This window comes from Vibrio sinensis (assembly GCF_003605645.1).
Classification (GTDB): Bacteria; Pseudomonadota; Gammaproteobacteria; order Enterobacterales; family Vibrionaceae; genus Vibrio; species Vibrio sinensis.
Window position 1 is genome coordinate 1 of record NZ_QVMU01000034.1, and the last position, 20,349, is coordinate 20,349.

Genomic DNA, 20,349 nt, shown 5'->3' on the forward strand with positions numbered 1-20,349 from the left:
TCTACCAACTGAGCTAGTGTCGCATGAATAATCGCTAAAGCAATTACTCTTAATGTGGTTGCGGGAGCAGGATTTGAACCTACGACCTTCGGGTTATGAGCCCGACGAGCTACCAAGCTGCTCCATCCCGCGTCCGGATGYCATTGTTAAGTACAATGRRAACTTTACTCCAATCARACYAAAAGTCTAACCAGATAATTTGGAGCGACACATCGGGTTCGAACCGATGACCTCAACCTTGGCAAGGTTGCGCTCTACCAACTGAGCTAGTGTCGCATCTAACAACGTTTCCGTCGTTTAGGGCTGCGAATTATAAGAGCATTTCCGTACGATGCAAGCTCTTATTGTGAAAATAATTCATTTTTTTTCTGTTTGATGAAAAAGCGCCCATAGACGACGGTTTATCAAGCCGTTATTGTACGTTAATTCAGCACCGGTTGCTGACTAAATATTAAAAATGGTTTGACGATAGTACTTTAACTCGGCAATCGACTCTCGAATGTCATCAAGTGCAAGATGGCTCCCTTGCTTTGTAAAGCCATTTAAGATCTCAGGCTTCCAACGACGAGTCAGCTCTTTCAATGTACTAACATCGACATAACGATAGTGAAAATATTCTTCAAGTTCTGGCATATGTTTATACAAAAAGCGACGATCTTGGCCGATACTATTGCCACAGATAGGTGATTTACCTTTTGGTACCCATTGCTCTAAGAATGCGATCGTTTGGCGAATCGCTTCTTGCTCGTCGATCTGACTTTCATTAACACGGGCAACAAGACCACTACCAGTATGCGTATTGGTGCACCAATCATCCATCTTCGCTAATTCAGATTCAGGCTGATGAACAGCAAGTACAGGGCCTTCAGCTAATATATTCAATTCACTATCGGTTACAATGGTAGCAATTTCGATGATTTTATGAGTTTCAGGATCCAGTCCCGTCATCTCTAAATCTACCCAAATCAAATTCTGATCGCTAAAGGACATAAATCGTTGCCTATTGGTTTACTCGGAAAAAATGTACTATAACCAAATTCTGATCCTCAAGATAGCATTCTGAGGGTCTATCAAGATGACTAAAATAGCTAAGTAGATAATCGTGGCAAAACAGAAAAAGCTCACAAAAGGTCAAGTAAGACGCGTTCGTAGCAACCAAAAACGCAAACTCACTAAAGCAGAAAGCATTCAGTGGGATGAGTCCATGCTAGGCGGCACAAAAATGGGGTTAGTCATTACCCGTTTTGGTCAGCATGCGGATATTGAAGATTTCGAAACTCAAGAGATTCACCGTTGTAACTTAAGACGTGGTATTGAGTCATTGGTATCAGGTGACAAAGTTATTTGGCGTGCAGGCCTTGAATCCATGTATGGCATTTCAGGTGTTGTTGAAGCCGTAGAGCCACGCAGTTCAGTACTTACTCGCCCTGATTATTACGATGGCTTAAAACCCGTAGCAGCCAATATTGGCCAAATGGTAATAGTCTCATCAGTATTGCCTGAACTTTCTCTGAATATCATTGATAGATATTTGGTTGCAGCCGAAACGCTGCAAATTCCGCCATTACTAGTGCTCAATAAGATTGACCTATTGGATCAAGCGCAACGTGAGCAATACCAGCAATCACTGCGTGACTACGAAAAAATTGGCTATAAGGTGTTATTCGTGAGTAAGGAATCTGGTGAGGGAATTCCTGAACTAGAGGCCGCGCTAGGTGACTGTATTAATATTTTTGTAGGCCAATCTGGTGTTGGTAAATCGAGTTTAGTGAATGCATTAATGCCTGGTCTCGAAATTGAAGAAGGGCTTATTTCCGAAAACTCAGGCCTTGGCCAGCACACGACCACGGCCGCTCGTTTGTATCATATCCCATCTGGTGGTGATTTAATTGATTCTCCGGGCGTTCGCGAGTTCGGTCTATGGCACTTAGAGCCTGACGAGTTAACCAAAGCATTCATTGAATTTCATCCTTACCTCGGTGGGTGTAAATTTAGAGACTGTAAACACGGTGATGATCCTGGTTGTATCTTGCGCCAAGCGGTCGAAGATGGAGAAATCAGCAAAGCTCGCTTTGAAAACTACCATCGTATCCTCGAAAGCATGAGTGAAAACAAAGCAAATAGACAATATTCACGCAGCAAAAAAACTGATTTATAGCGCACCTATCGATAAGAAAAAGCAGCAAATACTGACTTTTGCTGTTTTTTTCAGTAACATTTCGCGCCCTAAAGCTTGATACAAATAGTTAACATTGGAAATTTACACAATGGATAAGATTAAAGTTGGACTGCAGTACTGGATTCCCCAACACGGTTTAACCCGACTAGTAGGAAAACTAGCCTCTGCAAAAGCAGGCGGTCTAACCACAGCAATCATTCGCTGGTTTATCAAACAATATAACGTCAACATGAATGAAGCTCTGCATTCAGATCCAAGCTACTTCAAGACGTTTAACGAATTTTTTGTTCGAGAATTAAAAGAAGGCACTCGCCCAATTAGCGAAGGAAGTGATGTCATTACGCACCCAGCTGATGCTTGTGTGAGTCAGTTTGGCCCTATCCAAGATGGCAAACTAATTCAAGCTAAAGGTCACGACTTCACGGCTCAAGAACTACTAGGTGGTGATAAAAATCTAGCGGATCAATTCACTGAGGGTGAATTCGCAACACTTTATCTATCCCCAAGTGATTATCATCGCGTTCACATGCCGTGTGATGGCGTGTTGCGCCAAATGATTTATGTTCCGGGCGATCTATTTTCAGTAAACCCACTGACTGCGGAAAATGTACCAAATCTATTTGCTCGTAACGAACGTGTTGTGTGTATTTTTGATACTGATTTTGGCCCGATGGCACAAGTATTAGTCGGTGCAACCATCGTGGGTAGTATTGAACTTGTATGGGCTGGTACAGTCACACCACCACGTGGTAATACTGTTCATAGCTGGGATTACCCAGCACAAGGCGAACAAGCAATTACATTGAAAAAAGGCGAAGAGATGGGCCGATTTAAACTCGGTTCTACCGTGATCAACCTATTCGCAAAAGGTAGCATTCATTTTGATGAGTCCATGAAACATAACGAACCAACCGTTATGGGAACACCGTACGCACACAAAGCGTAAATCATAAAATGGCTACACCGCCTCGATATTTTATCGGGGCTTTTTTTTGACCAAAAACAAATCCTTAGCAAGAATTTCAACAACATACTAAAACTCTTACGTTGGTCTAAGACTCGATAGTGATTATAAATTAATCTACTCAGCCTAACGCGGTTGAGAAAGGGTCGTTTGCCGATGCGAAAAATGAATTCTACGCTGTTGATAAAGTTAATCATTTGTTTTGGGTTACCACTGGCGGTATTGTTTATTCCTATAGACTCTATTCCTATTGACGATCTCACACTAATACAGCACCGACTACTTGCTATATTTTTACTCGCTGCTCTCCTTTGGGTTCTTGAACCCGTCCCCGTTTTCGCGACCTCCATTCTCATTATAGCCCTCGAACTCATTATGATTTCCGATAAAGGGTTACGCTTATTTAGAACGCCACCAGCAGGACACGATCTTGGAGAGCTGATGGTTTACACCGATATTTTTAGTGCATTTTCCTCCCCTATTATCATCCTATTCATGGGGGGATTTGCACTCGCCATTGCCGCCGCTAAATATGAACTCGATAACAACTTAGCCCGGGTGTTACTCAAACCTTTTGGGACCCAGCCTAAATACATCATGCTCGGATTAATGCTAATCACCGCTGTTTTTTCGATGTTCATGTCTAACACGGCGACTACGGTGATGATGCTCGCCCTACTTGGCCCTATCGTCGCGTCGGCACCAAAGGGGGATCTAGGTATTAAAGCATTGGTGCTATGCATTCCGATCGCGGCTAATACGGGGGGGATTGCCACTCCAATAGGAACGCCACCTAATGCTATCGCTCTTCAATATTTGACCGGAGAAGACAGTATCGACTTCCTATCTTGGATGATGATGGGGCTACCATTTGTTGTCGTTCAGCTCACCATTGCTTGGTTCTTGTTACAAAAGCTATTCCCCTCATCTGAAGACAAGATGATCTTGAAGCTCGATGGGAAATTTCAAAAAAATTGGCGAGCAATCGTCGTCTATGTCACTTTTGCTGTCACGATTTTATTGTGGATGACAACGAAACTACACGGTATGAATACCTATGTGGTTTCTATCATTCCTCTCGCAGCGTTTACCTTAACTGGAATTATGGGAAAAGCTGAACTGAAACAGATTAACTGGGATGTGTTGTGGTTAGTTGCTGGCGGGATCGCCATCGGAATAGGTCTAGATAAAACAGGATTGGCTGTCGCATTGGCGCACGCTATTGATTATGAATCTCTTTCTCCGACCTCTATTTTAATCACCCTATCATTAGTTTGTTGGGTGATGGCGAACTTTATGTCGAATACCGCTACGGCAAACTTACTCATGCCGATTGCAGCAGCAATCGGGACTTCAATGCAAAACCTTGGAGAAATTGGTGGCTTGCAGGGCTTACTCGTCGTCATCGCATTCTCAGCTTCCCTTGGGATGATTCTTCCTGTCTCTACACCACCAAACTCCCTAGCCTATTCGACAGGTCTGATTGAAAGTAAGGACATGGCAAAAACTGGCGTCATTATTGGTGTTGTCGGATTACTCATCGTCTACACAGCAGCTCTTGTTATTAACTAGCCAACTTGTTATCAACGTACTATTGATGCGATACCTAAATCTGATTTTTGGCAAGGTATCGCATTTTTTTATCCGCATTACATACGACAAATGTCACACAATTCATAAAATCGTTGTATATTATTTACTTGTCAAATAATGACCTGTTTTTCTCATTAAAAATAATAATAAAATATTCAAAAAGGTATTAACCTCGCACTACTTATATCCATTTAGAATATAAACAAGAAAAATATGTATAGATGTTCGTTTTAATAAGAATTCGAACCTGTCAGCATTGCTCTCTATAGGGAAAAGAATGAAACCAACGATTAAGTTAAAAATACAAATTGCTATTGCCGTTATTATCGCGATAGTCAGCATCGTACAAGCTGGAATATCTGTTCATCAATTGAAACAAGAAACCACCTCATCAATCAGCAATGAACTATCAAACGTAAGCCAAGCCACGACACGCTACATTAGTAGTTGGCTAAGTGCACGTAGCGAAATCATGCTAGCGAATGAGCAAGCTATTTCGCAGTTTGATAATGCAGATAGAGAAATGCTATTGAGTAAAAAGGCTGGCCAATTCTTATCTGTTTATGCCGGCTTTTCCGATGGGACTATCGCCTATGGCGACAAAACTGAAAACTGGCCATCTGACTATGATCCAAGAACTCGTCCTTGGTATACCGATGCCATTACTTCCAATGAACTCATTATTACAGAACCTTATCAAGATTTTGATGGCAGTATTGTAGTGAGTTTTGCTAAATCATTCTCTGGAAATAAACATGGCGTTCTTGCTGCAGACTTGACTGTCACGAGCCTTATTAACGAAGTTCTCAATATAAAATTAGATAATAATGGCTTTGCTTTCTTAGTTGATGGCAAAAATAACATTGTTGCCTATCAAGATGAAAAACTGAGCCAGCAACCATTAACTGCACTCAATCCAGAACTAACACCAACTAAAATACAGGGTCTGTCTCAAAGCGCAAATATCGCAACCATCCAATGGCCAGGTCAAGATGACAAACTCATCTACGTCAGTAACGTACAAGATACAGATTGGTCCCTCGGTCTAATCATGGATAAGAGTTTGGCTTTTGCACCGGTTAACGAACAAATCTCTTTCACTTCGATTGCTTCAGTGCTGCTCTATCTCGTGATTGCGGCAATCAGTACTTTTGTTATCACACGCTTATTAAAGCCGCTACAAACCCTGTCTACCGCGCTTGAAGAGTTATCGAAGGGTGAAGGTGACCTGACCCAGCGCGTGGCTATCAAAGGGAATGATGAAATTAGCGACTTAGCGACGCACGTGAATCAATTTATTCAACAGATGCAAATGATGTTGAGTGGCATCATCAATACCAGCCATTCTTTGTCTAACCAAGCAACAGAGGCCACCAACTATTCGCATCAAGCTTCTGAAAGACTTGAGCAGCAGCAAAATGATGTCAATCTCATTGCTACCGCTATCCATGAAATGTCAGCCACCGCAGCTGAAGTCGCTAATCACGCAGAAATGACCGCTTCTGCATCACATGAATCCACGACAACTTGCCAGGTAGGCCAACAAGTAATTCAACAAAACCGTGATGCCATTGTGAGCTTAGCGAATCAAGTATCAAGTGCAGCACAAATCATTGGTGAACTTGAAAACAATGCACAAAGCATTAATCAGATTCTGTCGACAATTCAAGATATTGCAGAGCAAACAAACTTATTAGCACTCAATGCTGCGATCGAAGCAGCTCGAGCTGGTGAGCAAGGCCGAGGCTTTGCCGTTGTGGCAGATGAAGTGCGAGTACTTAGTCAAAGAACCCGCGGTTCAACGGAAGAAATTCGTGCCATGATTGAAACCTTGCAACAAAACACCCGTCATGCGGTTGAGGGAATGCAAGAGAGCAATCACCTAGCTGAAACCAGCGTTTCTTACGCTGAAAAATCAGCACAAAGCCTAGGGGAGATTGCCTCAGCCATCGAACAAATTAATGATATGGCTTTACAAATCGCAAGCGCGGCAGAAGAGCAGCGAGCAGTAAGCGAAGACATAAGTCAAAATACACAAGCTATCAAAGATGCTTCCGATGCTATCGCATCCCAAGCATTTGAAAGTAGTCGATGCGTCCAAGGTATGAATCAAGCTTCGGAAACGATGCGAAGCCAAATTGGTCGCTTTAAAGTATAACTAACCGCTACTTTCCTCAATATGGCGTGATGACGAAATCGTAAGCTGCACGTCATATTGAGGAGTATTGTTTCGTTTTCCCCAATATCTCGACTTAGTTCATAGTGATTCAATGAAGGATGACCAACTTAAGTCTCTGCTTTATATTTGAGTTAGAGCATCAGCCTTACAACCAAGCGAAGAGATGATTTTGAGATAAGCATCATTGTGGTTGATAAGAAACTCTTTCAAGTTATTTGAAACTGTCGTAGCCACCAGTGGTGAACGATAGTACATACTTAAACGCCACTCACTCGTACCATGTTCTGGTAGTAAATGAACGAGTTGCTTAGATTCAATGTATTTATCAACTAAAATGGATGGTAGATAACTAATACCGACACCATTCAGGGTAGATTTAAGTAACAAGACAACATCATTAATTTCAAATGTTTTAGGGATCTTTACTTTCTGAATATCACCATTAGTTGAAAATATCCAATCATTCCCCCCGGTCAGTGAGGTAGCAAATACACACCTATGGTATTTGATATCACTAAGATCTTTTATCTCTTTACTCTTATGCAAATAGGCTGGTGATCCCACCAATTTAAACGGGCAGCAGACAAGATCGCGTCGCACATACGCTTTTACCCGCTCATTACAACCATCCCAAGTCGAAGATGCTGAAATCGTAATATCATATTGATCTACGCTTTCACCGCCCCATGGGCTGACTTCAAGTTTAATACTAATATTTGGATGCAATTGCATATAATGACTTAGCTTATCAACTAAGAAATGATTGGTATAAATAGGGGTGCTCATGACACTAATGTGACCACGATCTTCAAACTGCTGATTTGCAAGTCGAAACATCACGTTGTCCGATTCATCTACGATAGGTGCAAACTGTTCATAAAAGAGTTTCCCCACCTGAGTAAGGGTGAGATCTTTGCTTTCTCGTATAATCAACTTAACGTTAAGATCGTCTTCCAGTTGTTTTATCCATCTTGAAGCAGTAGATACCGATATGCCTTTTGACACGCTTGCATCGTGTAGCGTTCCCGATCTTACCAAATCGATAAATAATGCTGCTTTGTCTAACATACCTGACTCCTATAGTTAATCATCCCAAGCAAACCCATTCACCACAGCACAACATTCTTAGCCTACATTCAGGCAATACGTCGCAGACAATAACAAACTTAAACATCAGACATTGATACTTAGCTCTAAAAATAGAATCAATAAAACAGGAGTAATTATGTTAATTAAATAGAAATCACTCCCATTTTCACTTGAAGCCATGAGCTAGATAATATTATTGAACTAAGTCACACTATTTCAGTATATATACCAATAATTACAAATTTAATTGAACCTATCTAAAGATAAGCCAACCGAATTTCGCTAATGAACATTTTATTTAGTGACATCACTCAGTTATCTGCTTTCAATTATGATTTATCCAATTTCATTTCTGCGGCAAAAACACAGCCCTCGATCACTAAACTCTCGATTTTTCTCGTTTATTATTTATTCCAACCAGTTAACACGATAACGGCCAATGATTAAGGCGGTTATCCGTTACAACAATAGGGATGTTTAAATGATGAAACTTATTCATAAAACAACCCACGATAAATATTATGTGTTGTAACCATAAACAAAATAAAGAATCCAATAGCGACAAATTATTTATTAAAACTAAAATTTAAAGAGGAATTAATATGAGTTCAACTATTGAACAGAATATAAGGGATGACGAATCTAGTTCGTCAGCATCAATAATTCAGAATTTTAATACCACAACAATCATTGCTAATATTATTTTTGTATTGGCCATAACATTTTGCTTCATCGTTTTCCCTGACTTCAGCTTGACCGTTGCTGAAGGTATTTCAACATGGGTAGGCGATACTTTCACTTCCGCTATACTTTGGTGGGCATTTTTAACATTGGGATTAGCTTTTTATTTCACCATTTCAAAATATGGTGCGATTAAAATGGGCGAAGGCTCGCCGGACTACAGTACAATTCAATACATCGTATTGATGGGTTTTGCTGGCTTTGGTTCAGGTACCATGTACTGGGCATTCCTAGAATGGGCAGCATACGCAGATAGCCCTGCACGAGGTTTAGCAAGCCAATCTGTTCAAGCCTATGAATGGGCTGTTCCTTATGCTATCCACCACTGGGGACTTGTTGGTTGGGGTATCTTCTCTGTTACCGCTATCCCTGTTATGTACTACTTCTACCACAAAAACATTAACTCATTAAAATTGGGCGATATCATCGTTCACATGTCTCCGAACAAACGCATCGGTAAAATCATTGGTACGGCACTCAACACTGCTTACCCTACTATTTTGATCATCACTCTAGTGACAGTACCCGCTCTAGGCGTACCTGTACTATCCGGAGCGATGGCCAGCGCCTTTGGTTTTACCGATGGTTTTATTCTAAAAGCCACGATTATTACAGCTATCATTGTGATTCTAGCTATCAGTTGTCTACTTGGTCTTGAAAAAGGACTAAGCCGAATTTGTAGCTTTGGTGGGTATGGATTAGGTCTACTTTTAGTGTTCATCACTATGTTTGGCCCAACTCAATTCATCATGGATACCACAACAGGAGCAGTTGGACACTGGATTCAAAACTTCATCGCTATGAGTTTCTATACTGACTCAATTGGTGGAAGTGGCTTCTCTCAAAGCTGGACTGTCTTCTTCTGGGGCTACTGGGCTACTTATATTCCACTAATGGCTGTATTCATCACTAAAGTATCTAAGGGTCGTACTATTCGCAATATCCTTGCATGTTCAATGATAGGCGGTACAGCTGGCCTAACCCTACTATTTGGCGTAACCAGCAGCTTTATGATGAACATGCAACTAAACGATATTGTTCCAGTCATTGACATGTTGAATGATGGCCAAGGTACTCATGCTATTGCCCTAGCACTAGGCTCTCTGCCTCTGTCTGGCATCGCAATGACTATCTTCCTATTCACAACTGCAATGTTGCTCATTTCTACACTAGATAGCGCTGCATTCACCATGGCTTGTAATACACAAAAGACGTTGGATGAAAATGCTAACCCAAGTCGCATTCTGAAAATTGTTTGGGCTGCGGTTTTAGTACTGGTTCCTCTAGCGCTCATCGCTACTGGTGCTTCAATGCAAGCGATTCAAAGCTCTATCTATGTGCTTGTTGTCCCAATGGCCGCTCTTGGTGCCTACATGTGTTACTGCGCAGTGCATGTACTTCAGCGTGACTTTGGACACCTGTCTCGCGACGAAATAGAAAAAATGTATTTAGATGCTCCGGCAATTGAGTCAAATATTTTGACCCCAGCCGTAGCTGATTAAGATTAACAATAACAATTATTATTTTTTAGAGGATTACATCATGGATAAGCGTATTGCTTTTATTACTGGCGGTGCTAACGGAATCGGTCTTTGCACTACAGAGCATTTAATTAAAGAAGGTTATCAGGTATTCGTACTAGATACGGATGAAAAAGCTCTAAACAGCATGATTGATAAATTTTATCCAGACGTACAAGGTTACCATGGTAGCGTAAGCTGTGAAGAAGATGTGATTGCCGCATTCGAACAGTTAAAATCAACTTGGGGCCGCCTGGATCTACTATTCAATAACGCTGGTAGCACGGGTCCAGTTAAACTAACTCATGATATCAATAATGACGAATTCATGGATACTCTAGCAGTTACGCTTGGCGGTATGCATAACTGTACTCGTCAAGCTATTCCAATGATGAAAGCTCAACAGTCTGGTAATATCGTCAACATGACGTCTACCGCTTATGGCTTTGGCTACCCATACCGTTCTCCATACACTGCTGCTAAATGGGGCGTTGTAGGTTTAACGAAGACTTGGGCAATGGAACTTGGTCGTGACAATATTACAGTAAATGCGGTTTCTCCTGGCTGTGTCGACAACGATCGCTTAAACATGCTTATTCAGATTGATGCTGATAAGAAAGGTCTTTCTTTTGAAGAAACAGTGAAGATTTGGAAAGCGACCGTTTCTATGCGTACTTTCGTTGACTCCGAAGAAGTGGCTGCTCTTGTTGCCTACTACGGTTCACCTGCTGCGAAACGTATTTCAGGTCAAGTTATCGCTATTGATGGCCATACAGAGGGTCTAGGCGACCAAAGCATTTAAAATCAGTATTAGCTCACACATAGCTGGTAGTCATGCAATATGACTACCAGCTTTTTTATATCTATTTCACAGAGAACAAAAATGCTCTGGTTGAGCTAAATACAATATGCATCCCTGTCTATCTTGTGATAACTGGCTGATAATCTAAACCTCCCATCATTACTTCCCCAGAAATACAATGCAGCTAAATTCACGGTAACCACTCGTCAAAAGTAATACTAACCTATTGTTATGCGACTACCGCTTTCGAACAACATAATGCCTATCCACAATCACATGGCAAGCCCGTTCGAACAGTTAACAACTCAGTGCATTCTTGGGGTTGGTTGGTTGGTTGGTTCTTAGTGGCTTAGTGGCTTAGTGGCTACTCATAATTCAATGACAAAAGCTTTCAAGCTCAGACCTGTACTACTTTCATTTTAATGATTCATCGGCATCACGGTTTCGCTTGTACACGCCATCAATGGCTAACGATGACAAGAGACTAAACCCGTATCCCCCCCCCCCCYAACTACAAGCATTAAAAATAAATGAATGACGACGTCATAATAGCGAAAACACCATATCTGTTTTAGGTGTTTTCAATCGCACAAATACGCAATCAATAGAATATTACATGTTTATTATGTAAATTAAATTATTTCAAAATTAGCCACTCCTATATTCACTTCTTATCACTATCAATTATCAAAACATTACTTTCCATTCAATGACAAATAAGCATATACAGGCATATGTAGTTATCCAAAAACTCATTCTTACTTAAGCTTGCAATTAAGAAAACCCATCATTTCAGTACAACTATGCAGTATTAAATAAAAGGTATACTTATATTTAATTTATCCGAATTTATAACAAACAAAAAATAAACATATAAAATTAAGAGTTCTGGAGGTTACTTGGAGGGGGGAGATAATAAGTAGTGATTGAAATCGTAAATACGACTCAGCTGAATAAAATCAAGCGCGGTTTGTTTATCTTTCTTGAACAAGGTTAATTATTATGTCTTATTCTTTATAGAAAAATGGGCAGACCGTAGATTACGACTGCCCATATATTTTTAAATTAACTGTGTTAATCCGTTCTCGAATTAAGCGTGATAATTAGCACTCTTGGTCAATGTTAACAACAACTGCGCCACGAACTTGGCCAGCTTCAATAAGATCGTGGGCTTTAGCAATTTGCGCCATTGGAAGCACTTCACTAACACGAATATCAATAGAACCTTCTTCCAACCAACCTGTAATATCTTTTATCGCGTGTAGTCGAGCTTCAAGTGGCATTGCGTAAACAATAACAAACTTGATCGTTGGGCATTGATACATAGCACGGAAGAATGGGATCACCGGCTCACGAACGATTGTTGAGTTGTAAGTCGCAATGACGCCATTTAGTGCAATAATATCCAAGTCGAGTGATAAGTTTGCACCAAACTGAACTTCAACGATACGGTCAACACGTTGGCCATTGTTAGCTTCTAAAATTTGTGCCGCTGCATCTTCAGCAATACCATTAATAACCGCATCAGCACCTGCTTCTAAACACGCCTCACGATCGCGATCTTCAACGATAGTTGCAATAACTTTAGCACCCGCTTTCTTAGCCAACTGAATAGCATAGTTACCTACACGGCCAGCACCACCAGCGACCACAACGGTTTTCCCCTCAATGCAACCGTCAGAGAATAGACAGCGGTGAGCAGTCATCACAGGGATACCAAGACAAGCACCTTCTTGGAATGAGATATTGTCCGGAAGCTCAACGATAAACTCTTCATTTAGGGAGATAAACTGAGCTGCAGTACCAAAACGACGACCATATTGTGCGTTGAACAACCATACTCGTTTGCCAATCCAAGATTTATCTACACCCGCACCAACAGCTTCTACAACACCAGCACCATCTGAGTGTGGGATGACATAACCGTCATCAAGCAAATTAGGGAAAGAACCGTTACGCTTGTTTGTATCCGATGGGTTTGGCGTTGTTGTGTACATTTTTACCAGTACATCATTTTCCCCAACTTCAGGCATATCCACGTCTACGATTTTTAGAACTTCTTCCGACTTACCAAATTTTTCAAAAGTAATAGCTTTCATTTGTTATCCTACTTATTCATTTTTGTTTTGTTATACGTTATTGATTAATGCGCGAGTCACTAACTTCAAGGCTTATAGGGTGATGCGCTTCAGCTCTTTAAATAACGCTAGGTTGTCCCATGCAGACTCAAGCGGTAATTCTTTTATTTGTAGCTTACGAATGATGTCCGCCACTTTATTCATATAAGGCAAATCCATGCCTAACTCTTCACCTTTCTCAATAAACTTACCGTTGATGAAATCAACTTCACAAAGTTTTTCATTGCGGATGTCCTGTAGCATGCTGCCAATTTGACTCTTGTATGGTGAGTAAATCGGCGTCCAGAACTCTTCAATGACATGAGTCAATTGCTCCTCGTTGTCAAAATTCACATTTTCAAATGTTGGATTTAAACCAAATGCTTCTTCAGGCGTTACACCAAGAGCTTTAATTACCATGCCCGCTTCGCGACCAAGGTGAGCGATGACTTCCATTGCGAATCTGTCATTAAGAACCGGTTCAATCGCACAGTTCAATGCCGTTGGCAACGCACTAAATACGCTGTTGTCAGTTAGCTTTTGATAGCGTTTGCCAATCAGGTTAGTAGTCACATGTGCAGGCATAGCTGTTTCAATAAGCTTCTGGATTTCTGTTACTTTTGGCGTAATCTCACCATCAAGACGACCGAAGTTGATGCCTAATAACTCCGCTGGACATGTCAACTCAGAGCAACCTGGCTCAACAAATGTTGCAGGGAAAGAAACGGTACCGCCCATGACTCTATCTGCACCCACGACACTTGCAGCTAGTTCTTCTGGAATACCATTTTGTAGGCAAAGCACTACGGTTTCATCATGCATATACTCAAGACATTGTTCCAATGAGCGTTTTAAAACGGTTTGCTTGGTCAAATGAATAATTAAGTCATACTGACCACTCATATCTTGAGGAAGAACCGCTTTTACAGGGATCGTCTCATCCAAATAACCAATTAAGCGAACTCCATTTTTGTTGATTGCATCAACGTGATCTGAATAAGCATCGACAAGGGTAATATCGTTGCCCGCTTTAGCTAGGAGAGCACCAAGAATAGTACCAATGGCACCAGCGCCAACTAATGCTACATGCATAATGAGACCTCTTCTTCCGTAGTTTGGGGGTGAGACTGTGAGTCAATTAAATTATTGTTTATAATCAAGTTTGCTTCTGTATGGGCTATCACATCATCAATACTTGAGTGAGCAAAAACTTCATCTAATACCAGACCTTTGTCGGTAACTGATATAACGCACTTTTCAGTAATAATCTTATCTACCGCTCCCATTGCAGTTAATGGGAGTTCGCATTTTTTAAGAATTTTAGGCTTGCCGTTAGCCGTATGTTCCATAGCAACAATCACTTTCTTAGCACCAACGACTAAGTCCATTGCTCCGCCCATTCCAGGAACCAGCTTGTTTGGTACAATCCAGTTAGCGATGTCACCTTTCTCATCAACTTGCAACGCTCCGAGCACGGTCATATCTAAGTGACCACCTCGAATCATGGCAAAACAGGTAGCACTATCGAAATAAGACGCACCTTTGATGACTGAGATTGGCTGGCCGCCAGCGTTAAATAAGTTCTTTTGTGCCTGTTCTGCAGTAACGTAACCACCTGCGCCTAAAATGCCGTTTTCTGATTGAAACGTAATATTTTGATCTTCAGTGACATAGCTAGCGACGGCTGTCGGTAAACCAATACCCAAGTTAACGACATCACCATTCTTAAATTCCTGAGCGACTCGACGTGCAATGATCTCTCGTATTTGATGCTTATCCATGCTGCGCCTCGACAATATAATTAACGAAAACAGACGGTGTAATGACGCATTCAGGGTCGAGTTCACCGACTTCAACAACTTCATCCACTTCAGCAATAACAATGTTTCCCGCCATTGCCATTAAAGGGTTTTGATTTCGAGCTGATTTCTCATACACAAGGTTGCCCGCTTTATCCGCTTTATAAGCACGAATAACCGCGACTTCAGCACCAATTGGTGGCTCTAATAAGTAAGACTTATCATCAACCTGAAACGTTTGTTTGTTTTCAGCAACGATCGTGCCCACACCTGTCGGCGTTAAAAACCCACCTAAGCCCGCACCCTTAGCTCGAATGGCTTCCGCTAGTGTCCCTTGTGGAACAAGGTTCACAGCCAACTTACCTTCATTCATGAGCTGACCTGTGATCGGATTAGTACCGATATGAGAGACAGTGATCTCATTCAGTTTTCCCGCAACCACTAAGCGACCAACACCGATATCAGGCGTCGCAGTGTCATTAGCTATTAAATGAATCCCCGTCACCTCAGAGTCGATGAGTGCCGAAATCATTGTTTCAGGAGTACCGCACCCTAGAAAGCCACCAAACATAACTCTGGCATTGTCAGGAATAAGGTTTACAGCCTCTTGAATGCTGATAACTTTACTCATGGTGACTACCCTCCATCTTTAAGATCACGGCAGTCCCCATGCCACCACCTGCACATAAACTTGCTAGGCCATAAGTATCTTTAGCTCGACGCATTTCATGAATCAGACTAACGATGATTCGGTTTCCACTTGCACCAAGTGGGTGACCAAGAGCGATCGCTCCACCGTTAACATTAAGTCGTTGATCAAGCCATTGAGAATCAAACTTATGATCAATTTTCAATTGCTTAACAACACCAATTGCTTGTGCTGCAAAAGCTTCATTGATTTCAAACTTATTAATGTCTGTAAAATCGAGGCCAGCTTTTGACAACGCTTTAGAGATAGACTTAACAGGCCCCAATCCCATAATTTCTGGTTCAAGTCCACTTTGGGCGACTGAAATAACTTCACAAAGAGGAGTTAAATTGTATTTCTTGACTGCTTCTTCTGATGCAAGCAAAGTAAAACTCGCTGCGTCATTAAGACCTGAAGCGTTGCCCGCCGTTACAGAGCCACCTTTTTTAAATGCGGCTCTTAAAGATGAAAGCTTGTCTAAGTTTGTGGTTCGATTTGGATACTCATCAGTTTCAAATGAGATATCGCCATGACGCTCAGTGATAATGTAAGGCACAATTTCATCAACAAAATGACCATTATCAACCGCAGCAATCGCACGCTCTTGAGATCGCATCGCAAAGACATCTTGCTCTTCACGAGAGATACCATATAGGTCAGCGATATTTTCTGCTGTCATTCCCATGTGATATTGATTGAATGCATCATCTAGGTTTTCTTGTAGGTGATCACGCATTGTGAAATCACCAAACTTAACGCCGGTTCTGACACCACAAGGAGAGATAAAAGGTGCTTGCGACATAGATTCAGTGCCACCAGCTAAGATAATCTCTGCTCCGCCCTCACGAATCGAAGCCACTCCATTCATTAAGGTTTTCATACCTGAGTCACAAAGCATATTCACTGTATAGGCAGGAACGCTAGCCGGAACACCACCGCGAATAGACGCCTGTCTCGCAATATTCTGTCCGTGACCCGCTGGTAGCACATTACCAACAATCACCTCATCAAGTTCATCGCCATGCAGTCCGGTATCTTTCAGAATTGAAGAAATTACTGCCGCAGCTAGATCAACTGGTGATATATTTTTTAATGAGCCTAAGAAGGAAGCTATCGCCGTCCTTTTGGCACTCACAATAAACACTTTTCTCATAGGTCATTCTCGTATTGACTGATTTAGGCAAATAATAAACGAGAAAAATCGAGAATTTAGTGATGAAAACCCTTGTTCATTCGGCATAAATGCAAACAAGAAAGTGCAGAATTGAATGTAACTTCATGACCTAGATCACTGGTTTTCGCGCGTATTATTAAATGTGAGGGACTCATAAAGCTCACCATGGTATGCGGCATGGGAAACAGCTATTGCTGTAAAACAAAAAAGAGATGTCAGCACACTTCTCTCGTTTTGATTCTCTGATGGCGATAGTAGAAGAGTCGAAGTTCTAACGATTAACGGTCTTTATCGTTTCTCTCGAATAATAAAAGTGAGACAGAGCGTGTGATTCAATAGGAATATAGTGATGTACCCCAGTGATTTAGCAATGAAACTTGCTTTTCCCTATCGCTAAAATAGGGAGATTCAACTTTAAACTGGCGCTTTTTTGTCTAAAAATAATACGTAATACTCTCGTAACTTGTTGGAAGAATGGCAAACAGCCTGAAAGCTAGCTACATTAATTCGCAGACATTTTTTGATCTTAGCCTACAGTTCTGGTTAAAAAGTGTAGTAAAATTACGCTAGTTTTGTTTCAAGGCCGTCAGGCCACAACAGTTACTTAAATTTGATGAGGTCATCATTATGTCTGCTAAGAAGCCAATGGCTCTAGTTATCCTTGACGGTTACGGTTACCGTGAAGACACAGCAAGTAACGCAATTGCGAATGCAAAAACGCCAGTAATGGATGCACTGATTGCGAATAACCCAAACACTCTCATTTCTGCTTCAGGCATGGATGTGGGTCTACCTGACGGTCAAATGGGCAACTCTGAAGTTGGCCACACAAACATCGGTGCAGGCCGAGTTGTTTACCAAGATCTTACTCGTATCACCAAATCAATTCTTGATGGTGAATTCGCTGAAACAGCAGCATTAGTTGAAGCTATGGATTCAGCAATCCAAGCAGGTAAAGCGGTTCACATCATGGGTCTTATGTCTCCTGGTGGCGTACACTCTCACGAAGATCACATTTACGCTGCAGTTGAAATGGCTGCGGCTCGTGGCGCTGAAAAGATTTACCTACACTGCTTCTTAGATGGCCGTGACACTCCACCTCGCAGTGCAGAGAACTCACTGCAACGCTTCCAAGACCTATTTGCAAAACTAGGTAAAGGTCGTGTGGCTTCTTTGGTTGGCCGTTACTACGCAATGGACCGTGATAACAACTGGGAACGTGTTCAAGTTGCTTACGATCTTCTGACTCAAGCAAAAGCTGATTTCACTTATGATTCAGCCGTCGCTGGTCTAGAAGCAGCTTATGCTCGTAATGAAAACGATGAATTCGTTAAAGCAACAGCTATCAAAGCTGAAGGTCAAGAAGACGCAGTAATGGAAGACGGCGATGCTGTTATCTTCATGAACTACCGCGCTGACCGAGCTCGTCAAATCACTCGTGCATTCGTACCTGATTTCGATGGTTTTGAGCGTGCTGTATTCCCAGCGCTAAATTTTGTAATGCTGACTCAATACGCGGCAGACATTCCTCTAGCAGCGGCATTCCCACCAGCGTCTTTAGAAAACACGTACGGTGAATGGCTATCTAAACAAGGCCATACTCAGTTACGTATTTCTGAAACTGAAAAATACGCACACGTGACTTTCTTCTTTAACGGCGGCGTTGAAAATGAATTTGACGGTGAAGAGCGTCAACTTGTTGCTTCTCCTAAAGTTGCAACTTATGACCTTCAACCAGAAATGAGCTGTGAAGAGCTAACAGAAAAGCTGGTCGCTGCAATTAAATCTGGTAAATACGACACTATCATCTGTAACTACCCGAATGCAGATATGGTTGGTCACACTGGTGTATACGAAGCAGCAGAGCAAGCAATCGAAGCTCTTGATGCGAGCGTTGGTAAAGTGGTAGATGCTATTAAAGAAGTGGGTGGTCAACTACTGATCACCGCAGACCACGGTAATGCTGAAATGATGATCGACCCAACAACGGGCGGCATTCATACTGCACACACTAGCCTACCAGTACCACTAGTGTACATTGGTGATAAAGCACTAGAGTTCAAAGAAGGCGGTAAACTGTCTGATCTTGCTCCAACTATGCTTGCACTAACCGGCCTAGAGATCCCAACAGAAATGACAGGTAACGTACTGTTCAAGTAAGTTCGACTCCTATTTCGTTCTGATTAACGCCCAAGCTTGCTTGGGCGTTTTGTTTTAAGGACAAGACTTAATTCGTAAAGTAGATATCTTTTTACTTTGATCTTTCGCCTAAAGAAGTACTTTCGGTATACTGGCTCAATACCAATCTCAATCACTTAGAGTGCAATATTCATGTTTACAAGGAAATTTGGTTGTCTTCGACCTTTAACTCGCTTAACAACACTTGTATTCATCGCCACCCTAACAACAACATCACCTGCTCATAGTGCATCTCAAAATGAACTTAAAGGTGTTAGTAGTGAAATTTCTCGTCAAAAAAATGCACTCTCTTCGCAAAAGAAAAAACTGGATGCCTTACAGCAATCACTCAAAACGCAAGAACTAAGCATTGCTAAATTAGAAAAAGAAATCACTCTGACTAAAAACGCTTTAGCAAAAAGTAAAACCAATATCAGTACTCTTGAAAGTCGTATCGAAACGCTTGAAGAGCAAAAAGAAAAACAAAGTAAAAAATTAGCTGAGTTGCTACAGACTTATTACGTCACGCAGCAGGCCAAGTCATCTTCAAACTTACTAAATCAAGATATTGAAGAAGATCGCATGAGCCAATATTTCCAATACTTGGCTAAGCAACGCGCCAAAACCATTGAGGATTTGGAAGAAACCGCGATTGAACTAGAAAAGAATCAGCATCAGTTAACGTTAGAGCAAGAACATATCACTACGGTTTTAAAACAACAGACCGAAAAACGAGATCAGCTCGCCAAAACCCAATCAAAACGAAAAGGGACAGTCAGCAGTATTAAGAAAAACATATCCAATGATTCGGTTTACCTTTCAGAACTACAACGCAACGAAACTCGTCTAAAAGCAGAAATTGCAAAAGCGGCAAAACGAAATGCGGTTCCAATGGATGGCTTAGCTCGCAGAAAAGGGAAGCTTCCGTGGCCACTCAAAGGCAAACTACTGCATAGCTATGGTTCGAATCAGTCTGGACAGATCAACTGGAAAGGGATCGTGATTAAAGCTAATTACGGACAACCTGTAAAAGCTGTATATTCTGGAACGGTCGTTTTTGCTGATTACTTAAGAGGTTATGGTCTTGTCGTACTCCTAGATCATGGTAAAGGAGATATGACGCTCTATGGCTTCAATCAAAGCCTATTAAAGAAAGAGGGTGATAAGATAACCTCTGGAGAGACTATTGCTATGGCCGGTGATACAGGCGGTCAATCCCAGCCTGCACTCTACTTTGAGATTCGACGTAATAGCAAAACGCAGAACCCAAAATCATGGCTAACGAATTAAACATGCTTAGCTAAATAAACACGGGTAGCTAAATAA

At 41.5% G+C, this 20,349-nt stretch carries 15 protein-coding genes and 2 tRNA genes; 8 read left to right on the plus strand and 9 right to left on the minus strand.

The window, feature by feature from the left end:
- Positions 1 to 55: 55 nt before the first annotated feature.
- From DZ860_RS21620 to orn, 3 genes are all read right to left on the minus strand, one after another.
- Positions 56 to 132 (minus strand) — tRNA-Met (locus DZ860_RS21620).
- Positions 133 to 200: 68 nt separating this feature from the next.
- A tRNA-Gly gene (locus DZ860_RS21625) sits at positions 201 to 276 on the minus strand.
- A 168-nt stretch (positions 277 to 444) separates the two neighbouring features.
- Positions 445 to 990, minus strand: a complete 546-nt coding sequence (orn, locus tag DZ860_RS21630) for an oligoribonuclease (protein ID WP_120035162.1) — start codon at positions 988 to 990, stop codon at positions 445 to 447.
- A gap of 112 nt (positions 991 to 1,102) precedes the next feature.
- Here orn and rsgA point away from each other — a divergent pair, with 112 nt between their 5' ends.
- The 4 genes from rsgA to DZ860_RS21650 all read left to right on the plus strand — a co-directional run bounded on the left by rsgA (position 1,103) and on the right by DZ860_RS21650 (position 6,894).
- Positions 1,103 to 2,158: a small ribosomal subunit biogenesis GTPase RsgA gene (gene rsgA / locus DZ860_RS21635; RefSeq protein ID WP_120035164.1), complete on the plus strand. Its 1,056-nt coding sequence runs from the start codon at positions 1,103 to 1,105 to the stop codon at positions 2,156 to 2,158.
- A gap of 109 nt (positions 2,159 to 2,267) precedes the next feature.
- A complete protein-coding gene (gene asd / locus DZ860_RS21640) occupies positions 2,268 to 3,125 on the plus strand; it encodes an archaetidylserine decarboxylase (RefSeq protein WP_120035166.1) in 858 nt (285 codons plus the stop codon).
- 174 nt (positions 3,126 to 3,299) lie between these two features.
- Entirely contained in the window at positions 3,300 to 4,715 is a 1,416-nt protein-coding gene (locus DZ860_RS21645) for an SLC13 family permease (RefSeq protein WP_120035168.1), read from the plus strand.
- Positions 4,716 to 5,013: 298 nt separating this feature from the next.
- Entirely contained in the window at positions 5,014 to 6,894 is a 1,881-nt protein-coding gene (locus DZ860_RS21650) for a methyl-accepting chemotaxis protein (protein ID WP_120035170.1), read from the plus strand.
- Between the two features lie 141 nt (positions 6,895 to 7,035).
- Here the strand turns inward: DZ860_RS21650 and DZ860_RS21655 are convergent, their stop codons facing one another.
- The gene (locus DZ860_RS21655) at positions 7,036 to 7,983 is read right to left on the minus strand and encodes a LysR family transcriptional regulator (RefSeq protein WP_120035172.1); all 948 of its coding nucleotides are present in this window, start codon (positions 7,981 to 7,983) and stop codon (positions 7,036 to 7,038) included.
- A 623-nt stretch (positions 7,984 to 8,606) separates the two neighbouring features.
- Between DZ860_RS21655 and DZ860_RS21660 the strand changes: the two genes are divergently transcribed.
- Positions 8,607 to 10,247 carry a BCCT family transporter gene (locus DZ860_RS21660; RefSeq protein WP_120035174.1) on the plus strand — a complete coding sequence of 547 codons (1,641 nt, stop codon included), beginning with the start codon at positions 8,607 to 8,609 and terminating at the stop codon, positions 10,245 to 10,247.
- A gap of 40 nt (positions 10,248 to 10,287) precedes the next feature.
- Positions 10,288 to 11,067, plus strand: coding sequence for an SDR family NAD(P)-dependent oxidoreductase (locus DZ860_RS21665; protein ID WP_120035176.1), 780 nt, complete (start codon positions 10,288 to 10,290; stop codon positions 11,065 to 11,067).
- 1,103 nt (positions 11,068 to 12,170) lie between these two features.
- Here DZ860_RS21665 and DZ860_RS21670 read toward each other — a convergent pair.
- The 5 genes from DZ860_RS21670 to DZ860_RS21690 all read right to left on the minus strand — a co-directional run bounded on the left by DZ860_RS21670 (position 12,171) and on the right by DZ860_RS21690 (position 16,824).
- Positions 12,171 to 13,166, minus strand: a complete 996-nt coding sequence (locus tag DZ860_RS21670; protein WP_120035178.1) for an NADPH:quinone reductase — start codon at positions 13,164 to 13,166, stop codon at positions 12,171 to 12,173.
- Between the two features lie 72 nt (positions 13,167 to 13,238).
- A complete protein-coding gene (locus tag DZ860_RS21675) occupies positions 13,239 to 14,276 on the minus strand; it encodes a ketopantoate reductase family protein (RefSeq protein WP_120035180.1) in 1,038 nt (345 codons plus the stop codon).
- The gene (locus DZ860_RS21680; protein ID WP_120035181.1) at positions 14,267 to 14,965 is read right to left on the minus strand and encodes a 3-oxoacid CoA-transferase subunit B; all 699 of its coding nucleotides are present in this window, start codon (positions 14,963 to 14,965) and stop codon (positions 14,267 to 14,269) included. The genes DZ860_RS21675 and DZ860_RS21680 overlap by 10 nt, the downstream gene beginning before the upstream one ends.
- Positions 14,958 to 15,614 (minus strand): CoA transferase subunit A, encoded by a 657-nt coding sequence (locus tag DZ860_RS21685; protein ID WP_120035183.1) that lies wholly within the window; start codon positions 15,612 to 15,614, stop codon positions 14,958 to 14,960. Before DZ860_RS21685 ends, DZ860_RS21680 begins: the two co-directional genes overlap by 8 nt.
- Positions 15,607 to 16,824 carry an acetyl-CoA C-acetyltransferase gene (locus DZ860_RS21690; protein ID WP_120035185.1) on the minus strand — a complete coding sequence of 406 codons (1,218 nt, stop codon included), beginning with the start codon at positions 16,822 to 16,824 and terminating at the stop codon, positions 15,607 to 15,609. Before DZ860_RS21690 ends, DZ860_RS21685 begins: the two co-directional genes overlap by 8 nt.
- 648 nt (positions 16,825 to 17,472) lie before the next feature.
- Here DZ860_RS21690 and gpmM point away from each other — a divergent pair.
- Positions 17,473 to 19,005, plus strand: a complete 1,533-nt coding sequence (gene gpmM, locus DZ860_RS21695; protein WP_120035187.1) for a 2,3-bisphosphoglycerate-independent phosphoglycerate mutase — start codon at positions 17,473 to 17,475, stop codon at positions 19,003 to 19,005.
- A 171-nt stretch (positions 19,006 to 19,176) separates the two neighbouring features.
- A complete protein-coding gene (locus tag DZ860_RS21700; RefSeq protein ID WP_120035189.1) occupies positions 19,177 to 20,313 on the plus strand; it encodes a murein hydrolase activator EnvC family protein in 1,137 nt (378 codons plus the stop codon).
- Positions 20,314 to 20,349: the final 36 nt, after the last annotated feature.

Bases quoted from the DNA above. Each gene is read 5' to 3' on its own strand.
- DZ860_RS21700 (WP_120035189.1), top strand. From the start codon at position 19,177: ATGTTTACAAGGAAATTTGGTTGTCTTCGACCTTTAACTCGCTTAACA.
- DZ860_RS21660 (WP_120035174.1), top strand. From the start codon at position 8,607: ATGAGTTCAACTATTGAACAGAATATAAGGGATGACGAATCTAGTTCG.
- DZ860_RS21650 (WP_120035170.1), top strand. From the start codon at position 5,014: ATGAAACCAACGATTAAGTTAAAAATACAAATTGCTATTGCCGTTATT.
- DZ860_RS21665 (WP_120035176.1), top strand. From the start codon at position 10,288: ATGGATAAGCGTATTGCTTTTATTACTGGCGGTGCTAACGGAATCGGT.
- DZ860_RS21690 (WP_120035185.1), bottom strand. From the start codon at position 16,824: ATGAGAAAAGTGTTTATTGTGAGTGCCAAAAGGACGGCGATAGCTTCC.
- DZ860_RS21675 (WP_120035180.1), bottom strand. From the start codon at position 14,276: ATGCATGTAGCATTAGTTGGCGCTGGTGCCATTGGTACTATTCTTGGT.
- DZ860_RS21670 (WP_120035178.1), bottom strand. From the start codon at position 13,166: ATGAAAGCTATTACTTTTGAAAAATTTGGTAAGTCGGAAGAAGTTCTA.
- gpmM (WP_120035187.1), top strand. From the start codon at position 17,473: ATGTCTGCTAAGAAGCCAATGGCTCTAGTTATCCTTGACGGTTACGGT.
- DZ860_RS21655 (WP_120035172.1), bottom strand. From the start codon at position 7,983: ATGTTAGACAAAGCAGCATTATTTATCGATTTGGTAAGATCGGGAACG.
- orn (WP_120035162.1), bottom strand. From the start codon at position 990: ATGTCCTTTAGCGATCAGAATTTGATTTGGGTAGATTTAGAGATGACG.
- DZ860_RS21645 (WP_120035168.1), top strand. From the start codon at position 3,300: ATGCGAAAAATGAATTCTACGCTGTTGATAAAGTTAATCATTTGTTTT.
- asd (WP_120035166.1), top strand. From the start codon at position 2,268: ATGGATAAGATTAAAGTTGGACTGCAGTACTGGATTCCCCAACACGGT.
- DZ860_RS21685 (WP_120035183.1), bottom strand. From the start codon at position 15,614: ATGAGTAAAGTTATCAGCATTCAAGAGGCTGTAAACCTTATTCCTGAC.
- DZ860_RS21680 (WP_120035181.1), bottom strand. From the start codon at position 14,965: ATGGATAAGCATCAAATACGAGAGATCATTGCACGTCGAGTCGCTCAG.